We start from the raw sequence: 18,561 nt of genomic DNA, 5'->3' as shown, positions 1-18,561 counted from the left end.
CGCCCCCTGTCAGCTCATCGGGTGAACCTCGGCGCCCGCACCCCGGAAATTGTCGGACCCCCGGCGCACGATGGTCAGCACGCGGCAAACCCGCCGCACGAGCAGGGAGGGCAGCATGGCAGTTCGGCGAAGACCCGTTGCAGTGGCACGGTTTCTGCTCGCGCGGCTCGCGTCCGCGCTAGCCTCGAAGGTCCGCGATCAGTTCCTCGGCGGCGGCGAACGGATCGAGCTCCCGCGCCACGACCCGCTCGGCGGCCCCGGCGAGCCGTCCCCCGCCACGCAGGTCCACGAGCTCGGCGCGCAACCGCCGGAGCGCGATGGCCTCGACCTCGTCGCGCGCCCGGGCGACCCGGCGCCGGGCCAGCTCGTCGTGCCCGACCAGCCAGTCGTGGTGCGCGGCCAGCGCCTGCACGACATCGTCCACACCCTCGCCCTTCGCCGCGACGGTCCGCACGATCGGCTGGCGCCAGCTGGGTCCGCGGATCTCCCGCCGGGCCAGCGAGATCATCTGCTTGAGGTCGTGCACCGTGGCGTCGGCGCCTTCGCGGTCGGCCTTGTTGACGACGAAGACGTCGGCGATCTCCAGCACGCCGGCCTTCGCGGCCTGGATGCCGTCGCCCATGCCCGGGGCGAGCAGCACCACCGTGGTGTCGGCGAGCTTCACGACGTCCACTTCGGACTGCCCGACACCGACGGTCTCGATCAGCACGACGTCGAAGCCGGCCGCGTCGAGCACGCGCACCGCTTGAGGGGTCGCCCAGGAGAGCCCACCGAGGTGCCCGCGCGTCGCCATCGAGCGGATGAACACGCCGGGGTCGGTGGCGTGCTCGGTCATCCGGATCCGGTCGCCGAGCAGTGCTCCGCCCGAAAACGGCGAAGACGGGTCGATGGCGAGCACCCCGACCCGCTTACCTTCCGCGCGCAACGCGGTGAGCAGCGCCGACGTCGAAGTCGACTTGCCGACACCGGGCGGTCCGGTGAGCCCGACGACCCGGGCCCGCCCGGTGTGCGGGGTCAGCGCCCGCGCGATCTCCGCGACGCGGGGGTGGGCGTCCTCGACGAGCGACAGCAGCCGCGCGACGGCACGGGGTTGCCCGTCCCGCGCGCGGCCGACGAGGTCGTCGAGGTCGAGTGGGCCGGCCACTTACGCGGACGGCACCCGCAGCAGCAGGGCGTCGCCCTGGCCGCCGCCACCGCACAGCGCGGCCGCGCCGAGCCCGCCACCGCGGCGGCGCAGCTCGTGGATCAGGTGCACGGCGAGCCGGGCGCCGGAGGCGCCGATCGGGTGGCCGAGGGCGATGGCCCCGCCGTTGACGTTGACCTTCTCCGGGTCGAGGCCGAGCTTCTCGGTGGAGACGAGCCCGACGGCGGCGAAGGCCTCGTTGATCTCGACGAGGTCGAGCGCGTCGGCGGTCAGGCCGGCCTTCGCCAGCGCGGCGAGGATGGCGTTCGACGGCTGCTCGTGCAGGCTCGCGTCGGGCCCGGCGACGACACCGTGCGCGCCGATCTCGGCGAGCGGCGTGATGCCGAGCTCCTCGGCCTTCGCCTTGCTGGCGACGACCACCGCGGCGGCGCCGTCGGAGATCTGCGAGGCCGAGCCCGCGGTGATGGTGCCGTCGGAGGCGAAAGCGGGGCGCAGCTTGGCGAGGCCTTCGGCGGTGGTGTCGGCGCGGACGCCCTCATCGGTGTCGAAGACGACCGGGTCGCCCTTGCGCTGCGGGATGGAGACCGGCGCGATCTCGTCGGCGAAGTAGCCCTTCTCGATCGCTTCGGCGGCGCGCTGGTGGGAGCGCGCGGAGAAGGCGTCCTGCTGCTCGCGGGTGACGCCGTAGCGGGAGTTGTACTTCTCCGTCGAGGAGCCCATGGCGACCTGGTCGAAGGCGCAGAAGAGCCCGTCGTAGGCCATGTGGTCGACGAGGGTGCTGTCGCCGTACTTGAAGCCGGAGCGCGACTTGGGGAGCAGGTGCGGCGCCTGGGTCATCGACTCCTGGCCGCCGGCGACGACGAGGTCGAACTCGCCGGCGCGGATGAGCTGGTCGGCGAGCGCGATGGCGTCGAGGCCGGAGAGGCAGACCTTGTTGATCGTCAGCGCGGGCACGCTCATCGGGATGCCCGCGGCGACCGCGGCCTGGCGCGCCGGGATCTGGCCGGCGCCGGCGGTCAGCACCTGGCCCATGATCGTGTACTGCACGGCCTCCGGGGCGACCCCGGCGCGTTCGAGGGCCGCCTTGATCGCGACCCCGCCCAGCTGGGCGCCCGTGAAGTCCTTGAGGGAGCCCAGCAGGCGCCCGATCGGCGTACGGGCGGCACCCAGGATCACGGAACCGGACACGGCGTCCTCCAAGCATCGGCGCATGGGCAGTTTCGCCGACCATACCCGGCAGCGGGGCTTCTTGATGGAGCCAGTGTGAGGCGGGGCACGCGACGATTCCGCCTCGCCGCGGCGCGTGGGCCCCCTATCCTGCCTCCATGAATGACGCCCTGCAGCCGTTCGTGACGGCCATCGACCACGTCGGCATCGCGGTCCCGGACCTGGACGCGGCCATCGAGTTCCACCGAGCGCACTTCGGCCTGGAGGTCGCCCACGAGGAGGTGAACGAGGAGCAGGGGGTACGCGAGGCGATGCTGCGCGCCCCGGGCACGGCGGGCACGGAGACGCAGATCCAGCTCCTGGCCCCGCTCCGGGACGACTCGGCGATCGGCAAGTTCCTGGCGAAGAGCGGCCCGGGCCTGCAGCAGCTGGCATACCGCGTGTCCGATGTGGACGCCGCGGCGGCGGCCCTGCGCGAAAAGGGCCTGCGCATGCTGTACGAGGAGGCGAAGAGGGGCACATCGAACAGCCGGGTGAACTTCGTCCACCCCAAGGACGCGGGCGGCGTCCTGGTGGAACTGGTGGAGCCGGCCAAGGACGGCACCGCGCACTGAGGTTTCCCAGTCGCGGACCCATTCACCGGCAACAATTCCGGCCCGGCGAAGCCGCATCCAGCTGACAAACGAGCGGGGCAGGCAAGGGGCGGAGCGGTCCCGTCCCGCCGGGGGGCGACCGCGGACAACGCGGAGCCGCGCCCGGCCACGCGCCGCGGAACGCAACCCGCTGCCGGGCCGAAGCCGCCTGGCCACACCCCGCGGAACGCAACCCGCAGCCGGGCCGAAGCCCCCTGGCCGCCGGCTAAGCGGGCTCGGCCTTCGACGCGAGCGCGTCCGCGATGAACGTCAGCTCGCCATCGAACTCCGCCGGCAGGTCGTCCTCCGAGTGGCGGGCCGTCGCATGCCGGTGGCTGACCGCCCGGGCCAGCAAACCCGACGCCCGATCCACGTCGGCCGTCGGCAACCCTCCGCCCGTTGCCGCCACGATCACCGCCCGGACCTGGCGGACCAGGACCTGGAAGCGGTCGTGGAGGGCGTCGCGGACCACGTGGTGCGTGTCCGCCTCGCGCCACAACAGGTGCGACAGCCCCAGCGACCTGCTGAACCGGTGGTCGAGCTCGCGCACCAGCCGGCGGAGGCTGCCCGCCAGGTCGCCCGGGACCACCACCACGGCCGGCTCGATGCGCTCGTCGGGCAGCCGGGCGACGAGCGCCGTGAGCAGGTCGGACTTGTGGCGGAAGTAGTAGTGCACCAGCCCCTTCGGCACCCCGGCCCGCTCCGCGATGCGCGATGTCGGGGTGGCGTCGAAGCCGGACTCGGCGAAGAGCGCCTCGGCGGCGCAGAGGATGCGCTCCTTCGCCGAATCCTCGGTCATTCCCGTGCCTCCTGCGTCGTCAGTGCTGACCGGCCGTGCGGTGTGCGGCGTTCGCGACGGGCATCGCTGCCGCGCCGGCGATGACCGTCAGCACCCCGGCGATCCAGGACGTCCAGGATGCGCCGTTGAACTCCGTGTACCCCATCACCCACGGCGCGATGAACAGCAGCACGCCGAGCGCGATCTGGATGCCTTCGCCGTAGACCATGCCCGGCATCGCCAGCGAAACCAGGCCGTCGAGAGCGATCAACGCGCCCAGGACGACCATCGTCCACATCGCGGTCGTGTCCGTGCTCAGCCAAAGGGGTGAAAGAGCGGCGACCACCCCGATGACGACCTCGGCCCAGTCGTGCGGCCGGGTCCACGCGCGCGTAGAGACTTCACTCATTCGTGCTCACCTCCGTCGGTGAAACTGCTGGTCGGGTGGGTGTACCCGACGTAGATGATCCGCTTGACTGGCCAGCCGGTCAAGATGAACCGGTCACAGTTCGGCGTGTAATCGTGCTGTCCGTCTCGTACAGTTGTGGGCGCGTGTTACCCGCGAGTAATTTCTGCCGCCAACGCACCCCACGTCTCCCGCGGAGGAACCGATGACGCAGCTCGGCGAGATTCAGCAGGCCATCCTGACCGGCGAGTCCGCCGCGGTGGGCTCGTTGCCCGTGCCCGAGAGCTACCGCGGGGTGACCGTGCACGCCGACGAGGTCGACATGTTCGAGGGCCTCGAGAGCCGGGACAAGGACCCGCGCAAGTCGCTGCACGTCGACGACGTGCCCGTGCCCGAGCTCGGCCCGGGCGAGGCGCTGGTCGCGGTGATGGCGAGCGCCATCAACTACAACACCGTGTGGACGTCGATCTTCGAACCGATCCCCACGTTCAAGTTCCTCAAGAAGTACGGCAAGCTCTCGCCGCTGGCCAAGCGGCACGACCTGCCGTACCACGTCGTCGGCTCGGACCTGTCCGGCGTCGTGCTGCGGACCGGCGTCGGCGTGCACAACTGGAAGCCGGGCGACGAGGTCGTCGCGCACTGCCTGAACGTCGAGCTCGAGGGCCCGGACGGGCACAACGACACCATGCTCGACACCGAGCAGCGGATCTGGGGCTTCGAGACCAACTTCGGCGGCCTCGCCGAGATCGCGCTGGTCAAGGCCAACCAGCTGATGCCGAAGCCGGACCACCTGACCTGGGAAGAGGCCGCCTCGCCCGGCCTCGTCAACTCCACCGCCTACCGCCAGCTCGTCTCGCGCAACGGTGCGGACATGAAGCAGGGTGACGTCGTCCTGATCTGGGGCGCGTCCGGGGGCCTCGGCTCCTACGCGACGCAGTACGCGCTGAACGGCGGCGCCATCCCGGTCTGCGTCGTGTCCAGCCCCGAGAAGGCGGCGATCTGCCGGAAGCTGGGCGCCGAGCTGATCATCGACCGCAACGCCGAGGGCTACCGGTTCTGGAAGAACGACGACGAGCAGGACCCGAAGGAGTGGCAGCGCTTCGGGGCGCGGATCCGCGAGCTGACCGGCGGCGAGGACCCGGACATCGTGTTCGAGCACCCGGGCCGGGAGACGTTCGGCGCGTCCGTCTACGCCGCGCGCAAGGGCGGCACGATCGTCACCTGCGCCTCCACGTCGGGGTACATGCACCAGTACGACAACCGCTACCTGTGGATGAACCTCAAGCGGATCATCGGCTCCCACTTCGCGAACTACCGCGAGTCGTGGGAGGCGAACCGGCTGATCGCGAAGGGGCTGATCCACCCGACGCTTTCGAAGACCTACGCGCTCGAGGAGACCGGGCAGGCCGCGCTGGACGTGCACCGCAACGCCCACCAGGGCAAGGTCGGCGTGCTCGCGCTCGCTCCGCAGGAAGGCCTCGGCGTCCGCGACGAAGAGAAGCGGGCGAAGCACATCGAGGGCATCAACGCGTTCCGCGGCGCCTGAGGCCGGACGGCGCCGGGAGCGGAGCCGGCCCGGCGCCGGGAACCGGCTCGCTCCCCGCGCCGGGAACAGCTCACGGCCAGCGCCCGGGAACCGGCCCGAGCCCAGCGACAAGAACGAGCTCGCCGCGCCGGAGGCGGCTCGCGTCCAGTGCACGAGAACCGGCCCCTCCCGGCGCTGGATGCCGTCCCGCTCGCGGCATGAGAAGCGGTCCCGCTCGCGGGCGCCGACAGCCGCGCCGATCACGGCGCCGGGAACCGCCCCCGCCGCGGCGCCGGGAACCGTGCTGAGCGCGGCGTCGGCGGGTGCCCAGGTCGGGGCGTCGGGAACCGTCCAAGAATCCGGTGGTTGCGGGGGTTCCTTTCGCCGCGGGAGGCGGCGCGTTCGGCGCACTGCACGGGTGCTCACCCTTCCGTGACCCGGCTGCGGCTACGGTAGGCCCCATGAGCCTTGGCGATGAACGGGAGCTTGTGCCGCTGGGAGCCGGCTTCGACGTGGCGAAGCGCGGGTACAGCCGAGCGCAGGTCGACGAGCACCTCGAACGGCTGGACGCCGATCTGAAGATGCTCACCGCGGATCGGGACGCCGCCATCGCGCAGGCGGGGGACCTCGCCCGCCAGCTGGAGATCGCGCGCGGCGAGATCGCGGACCTGCGTGGGCAGGTCGACCGGCTCGCCCAGCCGCCGACGAGCGTCGAAGGCCTGTCCGAACGGCTGCAGCGCATGTTGCGCCTGGCGCAGGACGAGTCCGCCGACACGCGCGCCCGCGCCGAGGCCGAGGCCGGGCACATCCGGGCCAAGGCCGAGACGGACGCCAGCGCCATGCGGGCCCGCTACGAGCAGCTGCTCACCGAGCTCGATCTCCGCCGCAAGGAGATGGAAGCCGAGCACCGCAAGGTCCTCGAGGACGCCCGCGCGGAGGCCAAGAAGATCACCGACGAGGCCGAGGCGGAGCGCAAGCGGCTCGACACCGAGTCGCAGGAGCGCCGCACGAAGGTCGAAGAGGACTTCGAGATCGCGATGGCCTCGCGCCGCACCGAGGCGATGCGGGTGCTGGCCGAGCAGGAGGCCGCCAGCAAGGCCGAGGCCGCGCGGCGCGTCCAGGAGGCCACGCAGGACGCCGCGGACATCCGCGCGAAGGTCCTCGAAGAAGAGAAGGCCGCCAAGGCCGACATCGACCGCCGTCAGCGGGAGTCGGTCGCGGAGGCGAACAAGCGCCGTCAGGACTCGATCACCGAAGCCAACGCGCGGCTCGCGGAGGCCGCCGACGAGGCGCGGCGCCGCGTGACGTCGGCCACGGAAGAATCCAACCGGCGGATCACCCAGGCGAACGAGCGGGTCGACGCGCTGCGGAAGGTGCGCGGCGGGCTGGCCGAGCAGGTGCGCGCGGCCCGGGCGGTGCTGGCCGAGGCGCACACCGTCCTCGGCGACGACGTCAAGGTGCCCGCCGACATCAAGGCCGACCTGGTCACCGACCCGAAGCCGGACACCGTCGACGAGACGGAGAAGACCGTCCGGGTCACCGACATCGAGGAGACGATCCGGATCCGCGCCTCCGACGTGCCGAAGCCCGGGACCAAACCGGGGGCCAAACCCCCGGTCAAGCCCGCCCCCACGGCGACTCCCAAAGCGGCGCCGAAGCCGGCTCCGCGGGCGAGCGGAGCGCAGAAAGCGACTGGCGAGTAACCTTCCACCCGACACGGGCGCGGACGAGCCTGCGCGGTCGCTGCAGACCGCCTGTCGTCCCTGCTCACGCGGGATCACCTGGAGGTTTTGCGCATGGGTGCGGCATATCGGACCGTGGTGGTGGGCACGGACGGCTCGGAGTCATCGTTCGCGGCGGTGGACCGCGCGGCGGCAGTGGCCGGCGACGCCGGCGCCACGCTCGTCATCGCGTGCGCGTTCTACCCGGCGAGCCAGTCGGACGTCGAGAAGGCCCAGGACGCCCTCGGCGACGAGGCGTACCAGGTCGTCGGCTCGGCCCCGGCCGAAGACACCCTGCAGTCGGCGCGGGACCGGGCGGCGCGCGCGGGCGCGGAGAAGATCGACACGGTCGCGGTCAAGGGCGACCCGGTCGACTCGCTGCGCAAGGTGGTCAAGGAGCGCGAGGCCGACCTGCTGGTGGTCGGCAACCGCGGGCTGAACACGATCGCCGGCCGGATCCTGGGCTCGGTGCCGTCCGAGGTGGCCCGCAAGTCCGGCGTGGACGTGCTGATCGTCCACACGACCTGACGTGACCGATCCGAGCGAGGAGCTTCAGCAACGGCTCGAACGCGTCCTGCTCGGCGGCAGGCGGAAGTACACCCGGCTCGAAGTGGCGGAGAAGGCCGGCGTGCCCGACGAGCGGTCACGCCGGCTGTGGCGCGCACTGGGGTTCGCGACCGTGCGCGACGACGAGGTGGTCTTCACCGACGCGGACGTCGAAGCCATGCGGACCGCCGACCAGCTGGTGCAGTCGGGGCTGATCGACCCGAGCATCGAGGTGTCGGTGACGCGCGCGCTCGGCCAGCACCTGTCGCGGCTGGCCGAGTGGCAGGTCGACATGCTGTGGCAGCTGATCAGGGAGCAGCCGGAGCTGGGCCGCAGCGAGCGCCAGGTGACGCGCTTGGTCGACCGGCTGCTGCCGGAGCTGGAGCAGGTGCAGAACTTCGTCTGGCGCCGGCACCTGGCGGCCTACGCGGGCCGGGCGTTCGCGGCCTCGGACGAGCACCTGGAGACCCGCACCGAGGTGGTCGGGTTCGTCGACATGGTGGGCTACACGCGCCTGACGCGCCAGATCGGCGAGGACGAGCTGAGCCGCGTGCTCGACGCGTTCGAGACCCTGGCGACGGAGGTGATCGCCGAGCACCACGGCCGGGTGGTGAAGATGATCGGCGACGAGGTGCTGTTCGTGGCGGACGCCCCGGTCGACGCCGCGGAGATCGCCCTGACGCTGACCGAGCGCACCTCGGCGGACGAGACGCTGCCCGCGGTCCGCGCGGGCCTGGCCTCGGGGCGGATCCTGTCGCGGTTCGGCGACGTGTACGGCTCGGTGGTCAACCTGGCGGCCCGGCTGACCTCGGTGGCCCGCCCGGGCACGATCCTGGTCGACCGCGAGCTGGCCGCGGAGCTGGCGGAGGAGAAGGCGTACGAGCTGCGGGCCCGCAGGCCGGTGACGGTCCGGGGCTACAACCGCCTCCGCCCGGCCGCGCTGCGCCGCGCGAGCGAGGCCCCGACGGGCATGTTCGCGAGTTCGCAGCAGCTGGCGGCGGAGATGCTGGGGCTGGCCACGCCGGAAGAGCGCGACCCGCTCCCGGAGGACCAGGCGACGGAAGCCGCCGAGCAGCGGCCTCGCCGCCGGCGGCGCCGCAAGCTCTGACCCGCAGCGAGCTGCGCCAACCCCGCTGCTGGCAGCTTCTGACCCCGCCCAGCTCCGATCCCCGGGCCAGGCGGCGCCCAGCCTCACTGCCGACTCTCCGGCCCGCCCGGCAGCGAACCCCGAGTCGGTAGAATCCCTCCCTCACGTGGACGAGGGAGGTGTCGCGTGACCGAGCCGCCCGCCGTTTTCCTCTCCTACGCCCGGGAGCCCGGCGATCCGGCCCACGAGGAGGCCGTGCTCCGGCTCTGGACGTTCCTGCGGTCCTGCGGTGTCGACGCCCGGCTCGATCTGGGCGAGGCTTCCGAGCGCCGCGACTGGGCGTTGTGGATGGCCGGGCAGATCCGGGACGCCGACTACGTCCTCGTGATCGCCTCGCCCGCCTATCGCCGGAGTGCCGAGGGGCGTGGTGAGGCGCACGAGGAACGCGGCGTCCAGTGGGAGGCCCGGCTGATCCGGGACGCCTTCTACGCCGACCAGCACGCGCTGAACCGGTTCGTTCCCGTCGTCCTGCCCGGGCAGAGCGTGGCCGGGGTGCCCGACTTCCTCGGCCCGGCCACCTCCACCGTCTACCCGGTCTCGGACTTCACCGTCGAGGGCGCCGAAAAGCTCCTGCGGCTGCTCACGAACCAGCCCGAGATCCTTCAGCCGCCGCTGGGGCCGGTGCCGGCGCTCGCGCCACGGCCGGCCGCCCCGGTGACGCCCGCTCCGAACCCGGGCTCCGGCGTGTGGAACAGCATCACCGGCGACGTCAGCGGCGTCGTGATCCAGGCCGGGAACATCTTCGGGTCCGTGACGCTCTCCTCATCCGGTCCGCCCACCGAAGAGGACGAAGACGGCCACCGCTGAGCTCACGCGTCGAAGTCCACCGTCAAGGTCTCCGAAACCGGGTACGACTGGCACGTCAGCACGAACCCCGCCTCGATCTCCGCTTCCTCCAGCGCGAAGTTCCGCCGCAGGTCCACCTTGCCCTCCGTCACGCGGGCCCGGCACGTCCCGCACACCCCGCCCTTGCACGCGAACGGCAGGTCCGGGCGGAACTTCTGCGCCCCGTCGAGCACCGACGACGAGCGCGGCAGCGTCATCGGCGTCGACCGGCCGTCCAGGACCACCGACACCTCGGACGACTCCCCCGCCACCGCCGGGTCGAGGTGCTCCACCGGGGCCGGCGGGGTGTCCACGTAGAACAGCTCCTGGTGGATGTGCTCCCGCGGCACGTCCAGCGACGCCAGCAGTTCCTGCGCGCCCGACACCATCTCGAACGGGCCGCACAGCCACCAGTGGTCCACCGGCTCAACCGGCACCAACGTCGAAAACAGCGTGCGCAGCTTCTCCACGTCCAGGCGGCCGGTGAACAGCTCCGCCTCGCGCGGCTCGCGCGAGAGCACGTGGATCAGCTCCAGCCGCGACGGCGCCCGGTCCTTCAGGTCCGCCAGCTCGTCCGCGAACATCACCGTGTCCGTGCGGCGGTTGCCGTAGAGCACCGTCACCGTGGCCGTCGACGACTGCAGCAGCGAGGACACGATCGAGAGCACCGGCGTGATGCCCGAGCCGGCCGCGATCAGGACGTGGTGGCCGCCTTCGGACAGGTCCGGGGTGAACGATCCCGAAGGCGGCGCCACCTCGATCGTGTCGCCCGGGCGGACGTCGTTCACCAGCCACGACGAGAAGAACCCGTCCGGGACCAGGCGCACGCCGACTCGCGGGGCCGCGCCCGCCGGGGCGCAGATCGAGTACGACCGGCGCTCGTCACGGCCGTCGACCGAGCGCCGCAGCGTCAGGGACTGGCCGGGTTTGAACGCGTACTCCGAGGCCAGCGACGACGGCACGTCGAACGTCACCGCGACCGCGTCATCGCACAGCCGCTCGACGCCCGCCACCGTCAGCGAGTTGAACCGCGCCACTTCAAATCTCCTTGACGTGTTCGAACGGCTCGAGACAGGCACGGCAGCGCCGCAGCGCCTTGCACGCCGTCGCGCCGAACCGGGACTGCTCTTCGGTGTCCGCCGATCCGCAGTGCGGGCAAAGAACGCGTGACACCGGCGCCGACAGCGTCAGCGGGATCGGCCCCGACCGCCGCGGCGCCGCACCCGGCGGCGCGATCCCGGCCGCGGCCAGCTTCTCCCGGCCCGCGGCCGAGATCCAGTCCGACGTCCACGCCGGCGCCAGCTGCGTCCGGATCTCGACATCCGCGTACCCCGCCGCCAGCAGGGCGTGCTCGAGGTCGTCGCGCATGGTGTCCATCGCCGGGCAGCCCGTGTACGTCGGCGTGATCGCGACGACGACCCGCCCCTCTTCCTCGGACACCGAGCGCAGCACGCCCAGGTCCGCCAGGGTCAGCATCGGCAGCTCGGGGTCGGTGACCGTGGCGGCCACCGCGGCCGCGGTCACCATTTCGCGTCCGGCATTGCCCGGGCGACGCTCTGCAGCTCTGCCAGCAGGTACCCGAAAGACTCGGTGTGGACGCCGTCGCGGCCCATCCGGCCCGACACGCCGGCGAGCTCGCCCGACGACGGCCGCACCAGCGTTGCCGCCGCAAAAGCCTGGTCCAGCACCGCATCGAACTCCGGGCGCAGCGTTGCCGCGTCGACGAACTCCGTCGGGTGCGTCCGGAACAGCTCACCCACGTACGGCCAGACCTCGTCCAGGCCCTCCTGCATGCGCGAGTGCGACAACGGCGTCCCGTCGCCGAGGCGGACCAGCCACTGCGCCGCGTAGTCGCGGTGGTAGGTCAGCTCCTTGACGCCCTTGTCCGCGATCGCCGCCAGCACCGGGTCCACCGAAGACTCGAGCCGCTGGAACAGCGCCAGCCGCCACGTCGAGAAGACGAACAGGCGCGCGATCAGGTGCCCGAAGTGCCCGCCGCCGAGTTCCGCGAGCCGGACGTTGCGGAACTCCTTCTCCGCGCGGAGGAACGCCAGCGAGTCCTCCGTGCGCCCGGAGCCGTCGGCCTTGCCGGCGCGGGAGAGCAGCAACCGGGCCTGACCCAGCAGGTCGAGGGCGATGTTGGCGATCGCCACCTCGTCCTCCAGCTCGGGCGCGTTGGTGCACCACTCCTGGAGCCGGTGGGAGAAGATGAGCGCGTCGTCGCCCAGCATCAGGCAGTACGCCGCCAGGGCCGCACCGTCCACGCCGGACGGCACCGAAGTGTCCACGCCGGACAGCGGGTCCTCGAAGCCGGTGCCGAAGGCCCAGCGGGCGTCGTTCTCCTCGGTGATGGCCTCGTACACGTTGTCGAAACTCATATGTGCGGCACATCCTCGGGAATGTCGTAGAACGTCGGGTGCCGGTAGACCTTGTCGCCGCTGGGCGCGAAGAACGGGTCCTTCTCGTCCGGCGAGGAGGCCGTGATGTCCGCCGCGCGCACGACCCAGATCGACACGCCTTCGTTGCGCCGCGTGTAGAGGTCGCGGGCGTGGTGCAGCGCCATGTCGTCGTCGGCCGCGTGCAGCGACCCGACGTGCACGTGGTTCAGCCCGCGCTTGCCGCGGACGAACACCTCGTACAGCGGCCAGTCGTGCTTGACCGGGCCCGGAGCCGCGGGGACGCCTTCCAGGGGGACGGCACCGTGGCCGCCTTCGGAAGTCAGCTCGCTCACTTGTGCTCCTTCTTCGCGGCGTGGGCCACCGCGGCTTCCCGCACCCACGCGCCGTCTTCGTGGGCCCGGCGCCGGTGCGCGATCCGCGAAGCGTTGCAGGGCCCGTTGCCCTTCAGCACGTTCTTGAACTCGTCCCAGTCCACGGCGCCGAAGTCGTAGTGCCCCCGCTCGGCGTTCCACTTGAGCGAAGGGTCCGGGAAGGTGACGCCGAGGGCTTCGGCCTGCGGCACCGACATGTCCACGAACCGCTGCCGCAGCTCGTCGTTGGTGTGGCGCTTGATCTTCCACGCCATCGACTGCGCGGTGTTGGGCGAATCGGCGTCCGGCGGGCCGAACATCATCAGCGACGGCCACCACCAGCGGTTGACGGCCTCCTGGACCATCTCCCGCTGCTGGTCCGTCCCGCGCATCATCGTCATCAGCAGCTCGTAGCCCTGCCGCTGGTGGAAGGACTCCTCCTTGCAGATCCGGATCATCGCCCGCGCGTACGGCCCGTACGAAGACCGGCACAGCGGCACCTGGTTGCAGATCGCCGCGCCGTCGACCAGCCAGCCGATCACGCCGACGTCGGCGAAGGTCAGCGTCGGGTAGTTGAAGATCGACGAGTACTTCTGCCTGCCGTTGATGAGCTTGTCGGTGAGGTCCGCCCGGTCCGCGCCGAGCGTCGCCGCCGCGGAGTACAGGTAGAGCCCGTGGCCGGCCTCGTCCTGGACCTTGGCGAGCAGGATCGCCTTGCGCCGCAGCGACGGCGCCCGCGTGATCCAGTTGCCCTCGGGCTGCATGCCGATGATCTCCGAGTGCGCGTGCTGCGCGATCTGCCGGATCATCGTCTTGCGGTAGCCCTCGGGCACCCAGTCGCGCGGCTCGATCCGCTGGTCGCGCTCGATCGTGTGCTCGAAGTGCTCCTCGAGAGAGACAGTGGCGGTCACGGCTGCTCCTTCGAAACCAGCGTCAGGACGTCGTACTTCGCCACGGACTCGCCCGCGGCGTTGGTGACGTCGGCGTCCCAGCGGACCTCGCCGTAGTCCTGGTCGATCCGCGGAGTGATCTGCTTCGCGGTGAGCGTCACCGTGAGCGAGTCGCCGACCTTGACCGGGGTGAGAAACCGCAGGTTCTCCAGGCCGTAGTTGGCCAGCACCGGGCCCGGCTCGGGCGAGACGAACAGGCCCGCGGCGAACGAGACGACCAGGTAGCCGTGCGCGACGATCCCGCCGAACAGCGGGTTGGCCGCGGCGGCTTCGGGGTCGGTGTGCGCGTAGAACGTGTCACCGGTGAACTCGGCGAAGTGGTCGACGTCTTCCTGGGAGACAACCCGCGGCCCGGCGACCACCGAGTCACCGATGCGAAGCTCGGCCAGCGACTTCCGGAACGGGTGGACGCCTTCGGCGCGCGGCGCGCCGGTGACCCAGCGGCCGGTCACCGCGGAGAGCACGGCCGGCGAGCCCTGCACGGCGGTGCGCTGCATGTGGTGCAGCACGCCCCGGATGCCGCCCATCTCCTCGCCGCCGCCCGCCCGGCCGGGACCACCGTGGACCAGCTGCGGCATCGGCGAGCCGTGCCCGGTGGACTCCTTCGCGTCGTCGGCGTCGAGCACCAGCAGGCGGCCGTGGTACGGCGCCGCGCCCAGCACGACCTCGCGCACGAACTCCTTGTCCGCCGACACGACGGACCCGGCCAGGCTGCCGCCGCCGCGCGCCGCGAACTCGACGACCTGCTCGGTGGACGTGTACGGCATCAACGTCGAGACCGGGCCGAACGCCTCGACCTCGTGCGGCTCGGAGCGCTCGGGGTCGGCCTTGAGCAGCACCGGCGAGATGAAGGCGCCCCGCTCGGCGTCGGCGTCCACGACGTCGACGCGCTCGGGGTCGCCGAACACGACGCTCCCGGCGTCCAGCAGGGCCTTCAGGGACCGCCGGACCTCCTCGCGCTGCTCCAGGCTGGCCAGCGCGCCCATCCGGACGCCTTCCGACGCCGGGTTGCCGACGGTCACCTTCGCCAGCCGCTCGGACGCCGCCGCGGCCACGTCGTCGAGCAGCGCAGCCGGAACGAACGCGCGGCGGATCGCGGTGCACTTCTGGCCCGCCTTGACCGTCATTTCGGTGGTCAGCTGCTTGACGAACAGGTCGAACTCCGTCGTCCCGCGCACCGCGTCCGGGCCGAGGATCGAGCAGTTCAGCGAGTCGGCCTCGGCGTTGAAGCGGACGGCGTTGCGGACGACCGCCGGGTGCGCCCGCAGCTTCTGCGCCGTCGACGCCGAGCCGGTGAACGACACCAGGTCCTGCGCGGTGACGTGGTCGAGGAGATCCCCGGCGCTGCCGGCGACGAACTGCAGCGAACCCTCGGGCAGGATCCCGGACTCGATGATCAGCTCGACCACGCGGGCGGTCAGGTAGGCCGTCTGGCTGGCCGGCTTGACCAGGCTCGGGACCCCGGCGAGGAACGCCGGGGCGAACTTCTCCAGCGGACCCCACACCGGGAAGTTGAACGCGTTGATCTGCACGGCGACACCCCGCAGCGGGGTCGCGATGTGCTGCGCCACGAACGTGCCGCCGCGGGAGAGCGGCTCGACGTTGCCCTCGACGTAGACGGTGTCGTTGGGCAGCTCGCGCTTGCCCTTCGAGGCGTAACTGAACAGGACACCGATGCCGCCGTCGATGTCGAACTTCGAGTCGCCGAGGGTCGCCCCGGTGCGCGCGGAGAGCGCGTACAGCTCTTCGCGGTGCTCGCGCAGGTGCGACGCCAGGGCCTTGAGCAGGGCCGCGCGCTGGTGGAACGTCAGCTCGCGCAGTGCCGGGCCGCCCACGCGGCGGCCGTACTCGAGGGCGGCCGCGAAGTCGACGCCCGCCGACGAGATCCGGGCGACCTCCTCGCCGGTGGCCGCGTCGTGCAGCGGGACACCCTCGTCCGCCGCCGTGTGCCAGCTCCCGGAGACGTAGCTGCGCAGCAGTGCCATCAGGACCCTCTCGCCGAATTACCTACCGGACGTTCAGTTAATCGCATGGTAGCCGCCGCGCCCGAAGATCGGAAGGGCGACGCTTGACACCGGCCCCGACCACTGCCTTTACTGGGCGGCACCGCGAGGTGACCGTCCATTCGGTCAGTCCATCCATGCCCCCGCCGCCACCCTCAGCGGAGGCGCTTCGCGCCGCAGGTCTATTCGGACGGAGAGCAGATGACCAACGCCGCGCACACCATGTTCGCCGCCGACGAGGCGTCGCGCGCGCTGGGCATCGAGCTCGTCGAAGCGGGCGAAGGGGCGGCCGTCGCGACCATGACGATCACGCGTGCGATGGTCAACGGCCACGACATCGCCCACGGCGGGTACGTCTTCCTCCTCGCCGACACGGCCTTCGCGCTCGCCTGCAACAGCCACGGCCCCGCGACGGTCGCCGCGGGCGCCGACATCTCCTTCGTCGCGGCCGGCCGGCTCGGCGACCACCTCGTCGCCACGGCCACCGAGCGCACCCGCTACGGCCGCAACGGCATCTACGACGTCACGGTGCACCGGGACACCCCCGCCGGGCCCGAGGTCGTCGCCGAATTCCGCGGCCGCAGCCGCGTCCTCTCCGCGAAACGGGACTGACCATGATCGAGACGGACATCGGCGCGGACGAGCTGGCCGCCCTCCAGCTGGAACGTCTGCAGTGGACACTCCGGCACGCGTACGCGAACGTGCCCGCCTACACGCGGAAGTTCGACGAGGCCGGCGTCCACCCGGACGACTGCAAGGAACTGGCGGACCTGGCCAAGTTCCCGTTCACCACCAAGCAGGACCTGCGCGAGAACTACCCGTTCGGGATGTTCGCCGTGCCGCAGGACCAGGTGCGCCGCATCCACGCCTCCAGCGGCACCACCGGCAAGGCCACCGTCGTCGGCTACACCGAGCAGGACATCGACACCTGGGCGACGGTGATGGCCCGCTCGATCCACGCCGCGGGCGGGCGGCCGGGGCACAAGGTGCACGTCGCCTACGGTTACGGCCTGTTCACCGGCGGGCTCGGCGCGCACTACGGCGCCGAGAAGCTCGGCTGCACGGTGATCCCGGCGTCGGGCGGGATGACCGCGCGGCAGGTGCAGCTGATCACCGACTTCGAGCCCGAGGTCATCATGGTCACGCCGTCGTACATGCTGACGCTGCTCGACGAGTTCGAGCGCCAGGGCGTCGACCCGCGGGCCAGTTCGCTCAAGGTGGGCATCTTCGGCGCCGAGCCGTGGACCGAGCAGATGCGCGCGGAGATCGAGGAGCGGTTCGCGCTCGACGCCGTCGACATCTACGGGCTGTCGGAGGTGATGGGCCCGGGGGTCGCGCAGGAGTGCGTCGAGACGAAGGACGGCCTGCACATCTGGGAGGACCACTTCTACCCCGAGGTGATCGACCCGTACTCCGAAGACGTCCTCGGCGGCGGCGAGACCGGCGAGCTGGTGTTCACGTCGCTGACCAAGCAGGCGCTGCCGATCATCCGCTACCGCACCCGGGATCTCACGGCGCTTTCGCCGGGCACCGCGCGGCCGGCGTTCCGGCGGATGGCCAAGGTGACCGGGCGCACCGACGACCTGATCATCCTGCGCGGGGTCAACGTCTTCCCGACGCAGATCGAGGAGATCGTGCTGCGGACACCCGCGTTGAGCCCGCACTTCCAGCTCGTCCGGTCCACGCGCGGCCGGCTCGACCACCTGACCGTGCGGGTGGAGGCGCGCCACGACGCTTCTCCCGGCGACCGCGAGCAGGCCGCCGCTTCGCTGGTTTCGCAGGTGAAGGACGGCGTCGGGGTGACGGTCTCGGTGGACGTCGTCGACCCGGACACCCTGGAGCGGTCCATGGGCAAGATGCGGCGGATCGTCGACCAGCGGGACAAGCCGTGACGGCGCCGCGGCGCGGGCGGCCGGGCTACGACCTCGAATCACTGCTGCAGGTGGCGGTGAAGCTGTTCAACGAGCGCGGCTACGACGGCACGAGCATGGAGGACCTCTCCCGCAAGCTCGGCATCACGAAGTCGGCGATCTACCACCACGTGCCGAGCAAGGAGGAACTGCTGCGGCTGGCGGTGGACCGCGCGCTGGACGGCCTGTTCGAGGTGGCGTCGGAGACGGCTCAGCTCGACGGGCGGGCGATCGACCGGCTGGAGCACCTCGTGCGCGGCAGCGTGCTGGTGCTGGCGGACCGCCTGCCGTTCGTGACGCTGCTGCTGCGCGTGCGGGGCAACACGAAGGTGGAGCGCGCGGCTCTGGCCCGGCGCCGCGAGTTCGACCGGCTGGTGACGGACCTGGTGAAGCAGGCGGAGGCGGAGGGCGACGTCCGCCCGGACGTCGACCCGGCGGTGACGGCCAGGTTGGTGTTCGGCATGGTGAACTCGCTGATCGAGTGGTACCGGCCGCGGCGGGGATCGGCGGCGGCCGAGGTCGCGGACGCGGTGTGCAAGGTGGCTTTCGAGGGTCTGCGCACCTGAGCCGCCCCAGCCGGCGCGGGCCGGGCTCAGTCCTCCGCGGTCAGCGGCGGCCGCCCGGCCTGCCAGAGCAGCGCCTCCCGCAGCTGGCCGATCAGCCGCTCGTCGTCCGCTTCGGACGGGTCCACCCCCAGCGGGATCCAGCGCTCCGACACCTTCTCGCCCCGGTCGTAACTGGAAATCACGATGCCCGAGTACGACAAGGACCCTTCGTCGGCGCAATCGCCGTCCGGAAGGGGCTCGTCCGCTTCGAAACCCTCGTCGAAGCTGACGTGGCGATGCTGCAGGCGGACGCTCACCCAGCGCCCGGCCGGCCGGATCGGCGCGCCGTCTTCGTTCATCTGCTCCTACCCCCGGTCCGGGCCCCCATGCCGTCTCGTCGCATCCGGCCCCCGAGGAGTTACCGGCGGGTTGTTCCGGTTGCGTAACGACAAAGGTTGGCGCGAAACACCGCTCCCCCGCCACCGGAGTGACTCTTTTGACAACGGGTCAACT

At 71.6% G+C, this 18,561-nt stretch carries 20 protein-coding genes; 9 read left to right on the top strand and 11 right to left on the bottom strand.

All coding sequences use genetic code 11. The features are described 5' to 3' along the window. Window positions 1-178: 178 nt before the first annotated feature. Entirely contained in the window at window positions 179-1,144 is a 966-nt protein-coding gene (gene meaB, locus ACWED2_RS33895; RefSeq protein WP_449694586.1) for a methylmalonyl Co-A mutase-associated GTPase MeaB, read from the bottom strand. Continuing rightward, window positions 1,145-2,332, bottom strand: coding sequence for an acetyl-CoA C-acetyltransferase (locus tag ACWED2_RS33890; protein WP_449694585.1), 1,188 nt, complete (start codon window positions 2,330-2,332; stop codon window positions 1,145-1,147). A gap of 137 nt (window positions 2,333-2,469) precedes the next feature. On the opposite strand from ACWED2_RS33890, the gene mce reads away from it, so the two are divergent. Then, complete coding sequence (gene mce / locus ACWED2_RS33885; RefSeq protein ID WP_449694584.1) at window positions 2,470-2,925, top strand: methylmalonyl-CoA epimerase; 456 nt, start codon at window positions 2,470-2,472, stop codon at window positions 2,923-2,925. A gap of 244 nt (window positions 2,926-3,169) precedes the next feature. Here the strand turns inward: mce and ACWED2_RS33880 are convergent, their stop codons facing one another. Both ACWED2_RS33880 and ACWED2_RS33875 read right to left on the bottom strand, forming a co-directional pair. Next, window positions 3,170-3,742: a TetR/AcrR family transcriptional regulator gene (locus tag ACWED2_RS33880; RefSeq protein WP_449662664.1), complete on the bottom strand. Its 573-nt coding sequence runs from the start codon at window positions 3,740-3,742 to the stop codon at window positions 3,170-3,172. Window positions 3,743-3,761: 19 nt separating this feature from the next. Continuing rightward, entirely contained in the window at window positions 3,762-4,130 is a 369-nt protein-coding gene (locus ACWED2_RS33875; RefSeq protein WP_071831581.1) for an SPW repeat domain-containing protein, read from the bottom strand. A 202-nt stretch (window positions 4,131-4,332) separates the two neighbouring features. On the opposite strand from ACWED2_RS33875, the gene ccrA reads away from it, so the two are divergent. From ccrA to ACWED2_RS33850, 5 genes are all read left to right on the top strand, one after another. After that, the gene (ccrA, locus tag ACWED2_RS33870; protein WP_449694583.1) at window positions 4,333-5,673 is read left to right on the top strand and encodes a crotonyl-CoA carboxylase/reductase; all 1,341 of its coding nucleotides are present in this window, start codon (window positions 4,333-4,335) and stop codon (window positions 5,671-5,673) included. Window positions 5,674-6,113: 440 nt separating this feature from the next. After that, window positions 6,114-7,355, top strand: coding sequence for a chromosome segregation protein (locus ACWED2_RS33865; protein WP_449694582.1), 1,242 nt, complete (start codon window positions 6,114-6,116; stop codon window positions 7,353-7,355). A gap of 93 nt (window positions 7,356-7,448) precedes the next feature. Further along, window positions 7,449-7,901 carry a universal stress protein gene (locus tag ACWED2_RS33860; RefSeq protein WP_176172499.1) on the top strand — a complete coding sequence of 151 codons (453 nt, stop codon included), beginning with the start codon at window positions 7,449-7,451 and terminating at the stop codon, window positions 7,899-7,901. Between the two features lies 1 nt (window position 7,902). After that, on the top strand, window positions 7,903-9,027 hold the full coding sequence (locus ACWED2_RS33855) for an adenylate/guanylate cyclase domain-containing protein (RefSeq protein ID WP_449694581.1): 1,125 nt from the start codon (window positions 7,903-7,905) through the stop codon (window positions 9,025-9,027). Window positions 9,028-9,192: 165 nt separating this feature from the next. Continuing rightward, window positions 9,193-9,873: a toll/interleukin-1 receptor domain-containing protein gene (locus ACWED2_RS33850; protein WP_449694580.1), complete on the top strand. Its 681-nt coding sequence runs from the start codon at window positions 9,193-9,195 to the stop codon at window positions 9,871-9,873. A 2-nt stretch (window positions 9,874-9,875) separates the two neighbouring features. Here the strand turns inward: ACWED2_RS33850 and paaE are convergent, their stop codons facing one another. The 6 genes from paaE to paaZ are packed head-to-tail and all read right to left on the bottom strand — an operon-like array spanning window position 9,876 to window position 15,575. After that, window positions 9,876-10,928: a 1,2-phenylacetyl-CoA epoxidase subunit PaaE gene (gene paaE / locus ACWED2_RS33845; protein ID WP_449694579.1), complete on the bottom strand. Its 1,053-nt coding sequence runs from the start codon at window positions 10,926-10,928 to the stop codon at window positions 9,876-9,878. A gap of 1 nt (window position 10,929) precedes the next feature. Beyond that, complete coding sequence (paaD, locus tag ACWED2_RS33840; protein ID WP_449694578.1) at window positions 10,930-11,418, bottom strand: 1,2-phenylacetyl-CoA epoxidase subunit PaaD; 489 nt, start codon at window positions 11,416-11,418, stop codon at window positions 10,930-10,932. After that, a complete protein-coding gene (gene paaC, locus ACWED2_RS33835) occupies window positions 11,412-12,269 on the bottom strand; it encodes a 1,2-phenylacetyl-CoA epoxidase subunit PaaC (RefSeq protein WP_449694577.1) in 858 nt (285 codons plus the stop codon). The genes paaD and paaC overlap by 7 nt, the downstream gene beginning before the upstream one ends. Beyond that, window positions 12,266-12,580: a 1,2-phenylacetyl-CoA epoxidase subunit PaaB gene (paaB, locus tag ACWED2_RS33830; RefSeq protein ID WP_449694649.1), complete on the bottom strand. Its 315-nt coding sequence runs from the start codon at window positions 12,578-12,580 to the stop codon at window positions 12,266-12,268. Before paaB ends, paaC begins: the two co-directional genes overlap by 4 nt. 38 nt (window positions 12,581-12,618) lie before the next feature. Next, window positions 12,619-13,551 carry a 1,2-phenylacetyl-CoA epoxidase subunit PaaA gene (gene paaA / locus ACWED2_RS33825; protein ID WP_449694576.1) on the bottom strand — a complete coding sequence of 311 codons (933 nt, stop codon included), beginning with the start codon at window positions 13,549-13,551 and terminating at the stop codon, window positions 12,619-12,621. Beyond that, window positions 13,548-15,575 carry a phenylacetic acid degradation bifunctional protein PaaZ gene (gene paaZ, locus ACWED2_RS33820; RefSeq protein ID WP_449694575.1) on the bottom strand — a complete coding sequence of 676 codons (2,028 nt, stop codon included), beginning with the start codon at window positions 15,573-15,575 and terminating at the stop codon, window positions 13,548-13,550. The genes paaA and paaZ overlap by 4 nt, the downstream gene beginning before the upstream one ends. Window positions 15,576-15,794: 219 nt before the next feature. On the opposite strand from paaZ, the gene paaI reads away from it, so the two are divergent. Genes paaI through ACWED2_RS33805 form a run of 3 tightly spaced genes read left to right on the top strand, consistent with a single transcriptional unit; the run spans window position 15,795 to window position 18,069 of the window. After that, a complete protein-coding gene (gene paaI / locus ACWED2_RS33815) occupies window positions 15,795-16,205 on the top strand; it encodes a hydroxyphenylacetyl-CoA thioesterase PaaI (protein WP_449694574.1) in 411 nt (136 codons plus the stop codon). Window positions 16,206-16,207: 2 nt separating this feature from the next. Continuing rightward, window positions 16,208-17,485, top strand: a complete 1,278-nt coding sequence (gene paaK, locus ACWED2_RS33810; RefSeq protein ID WP_449694573.1) for a phenylacetate--CoA ligase PaaK — start codon at window positions 16,208-16,210, stop codon at window positions 17,483-17,485. Next, window positions 17,482-18,069 (top strand): TetR/AcrR family transcriptional regulator, encoded by a 588-nt coding sequence (locus ACWED2_RS33805; RefSeq protein ID WP_449694572.1) that lies wholly within the window; start codon window positions 17,482-17,484, stop codon window positions 18,067-18,069. Before paaK ends, ACWED2_RS33805 begins: the two co-directional genes overlap by 4 nt. Window positions 18,070-18,095: 26 nt before the next feature. Here the strand turns inward: ACWED2_RS33805 and ACWED2_RS33800 are convergent, their stop codons facing one another. After that, entirely contained in the window at window positions 18,096-18,407 is a 312-nt protein-coding gene (locus ACWED2_RS33800; protein WP_449694571.1) for a hypothetical protein, read from the bottom strand. Between the last annotated feature and the right edge of the window lie 154 nt (window positions 18,408-18,561).

The sequence above is a fragment of the Amycolatopsis sp. NPDC005003 genome (assembly GCF_053600695.1).
Note: the sequence above shows the minus strand (reverse complement) of the source record. Positions and strands in the feature narration are given on the sequence as shown.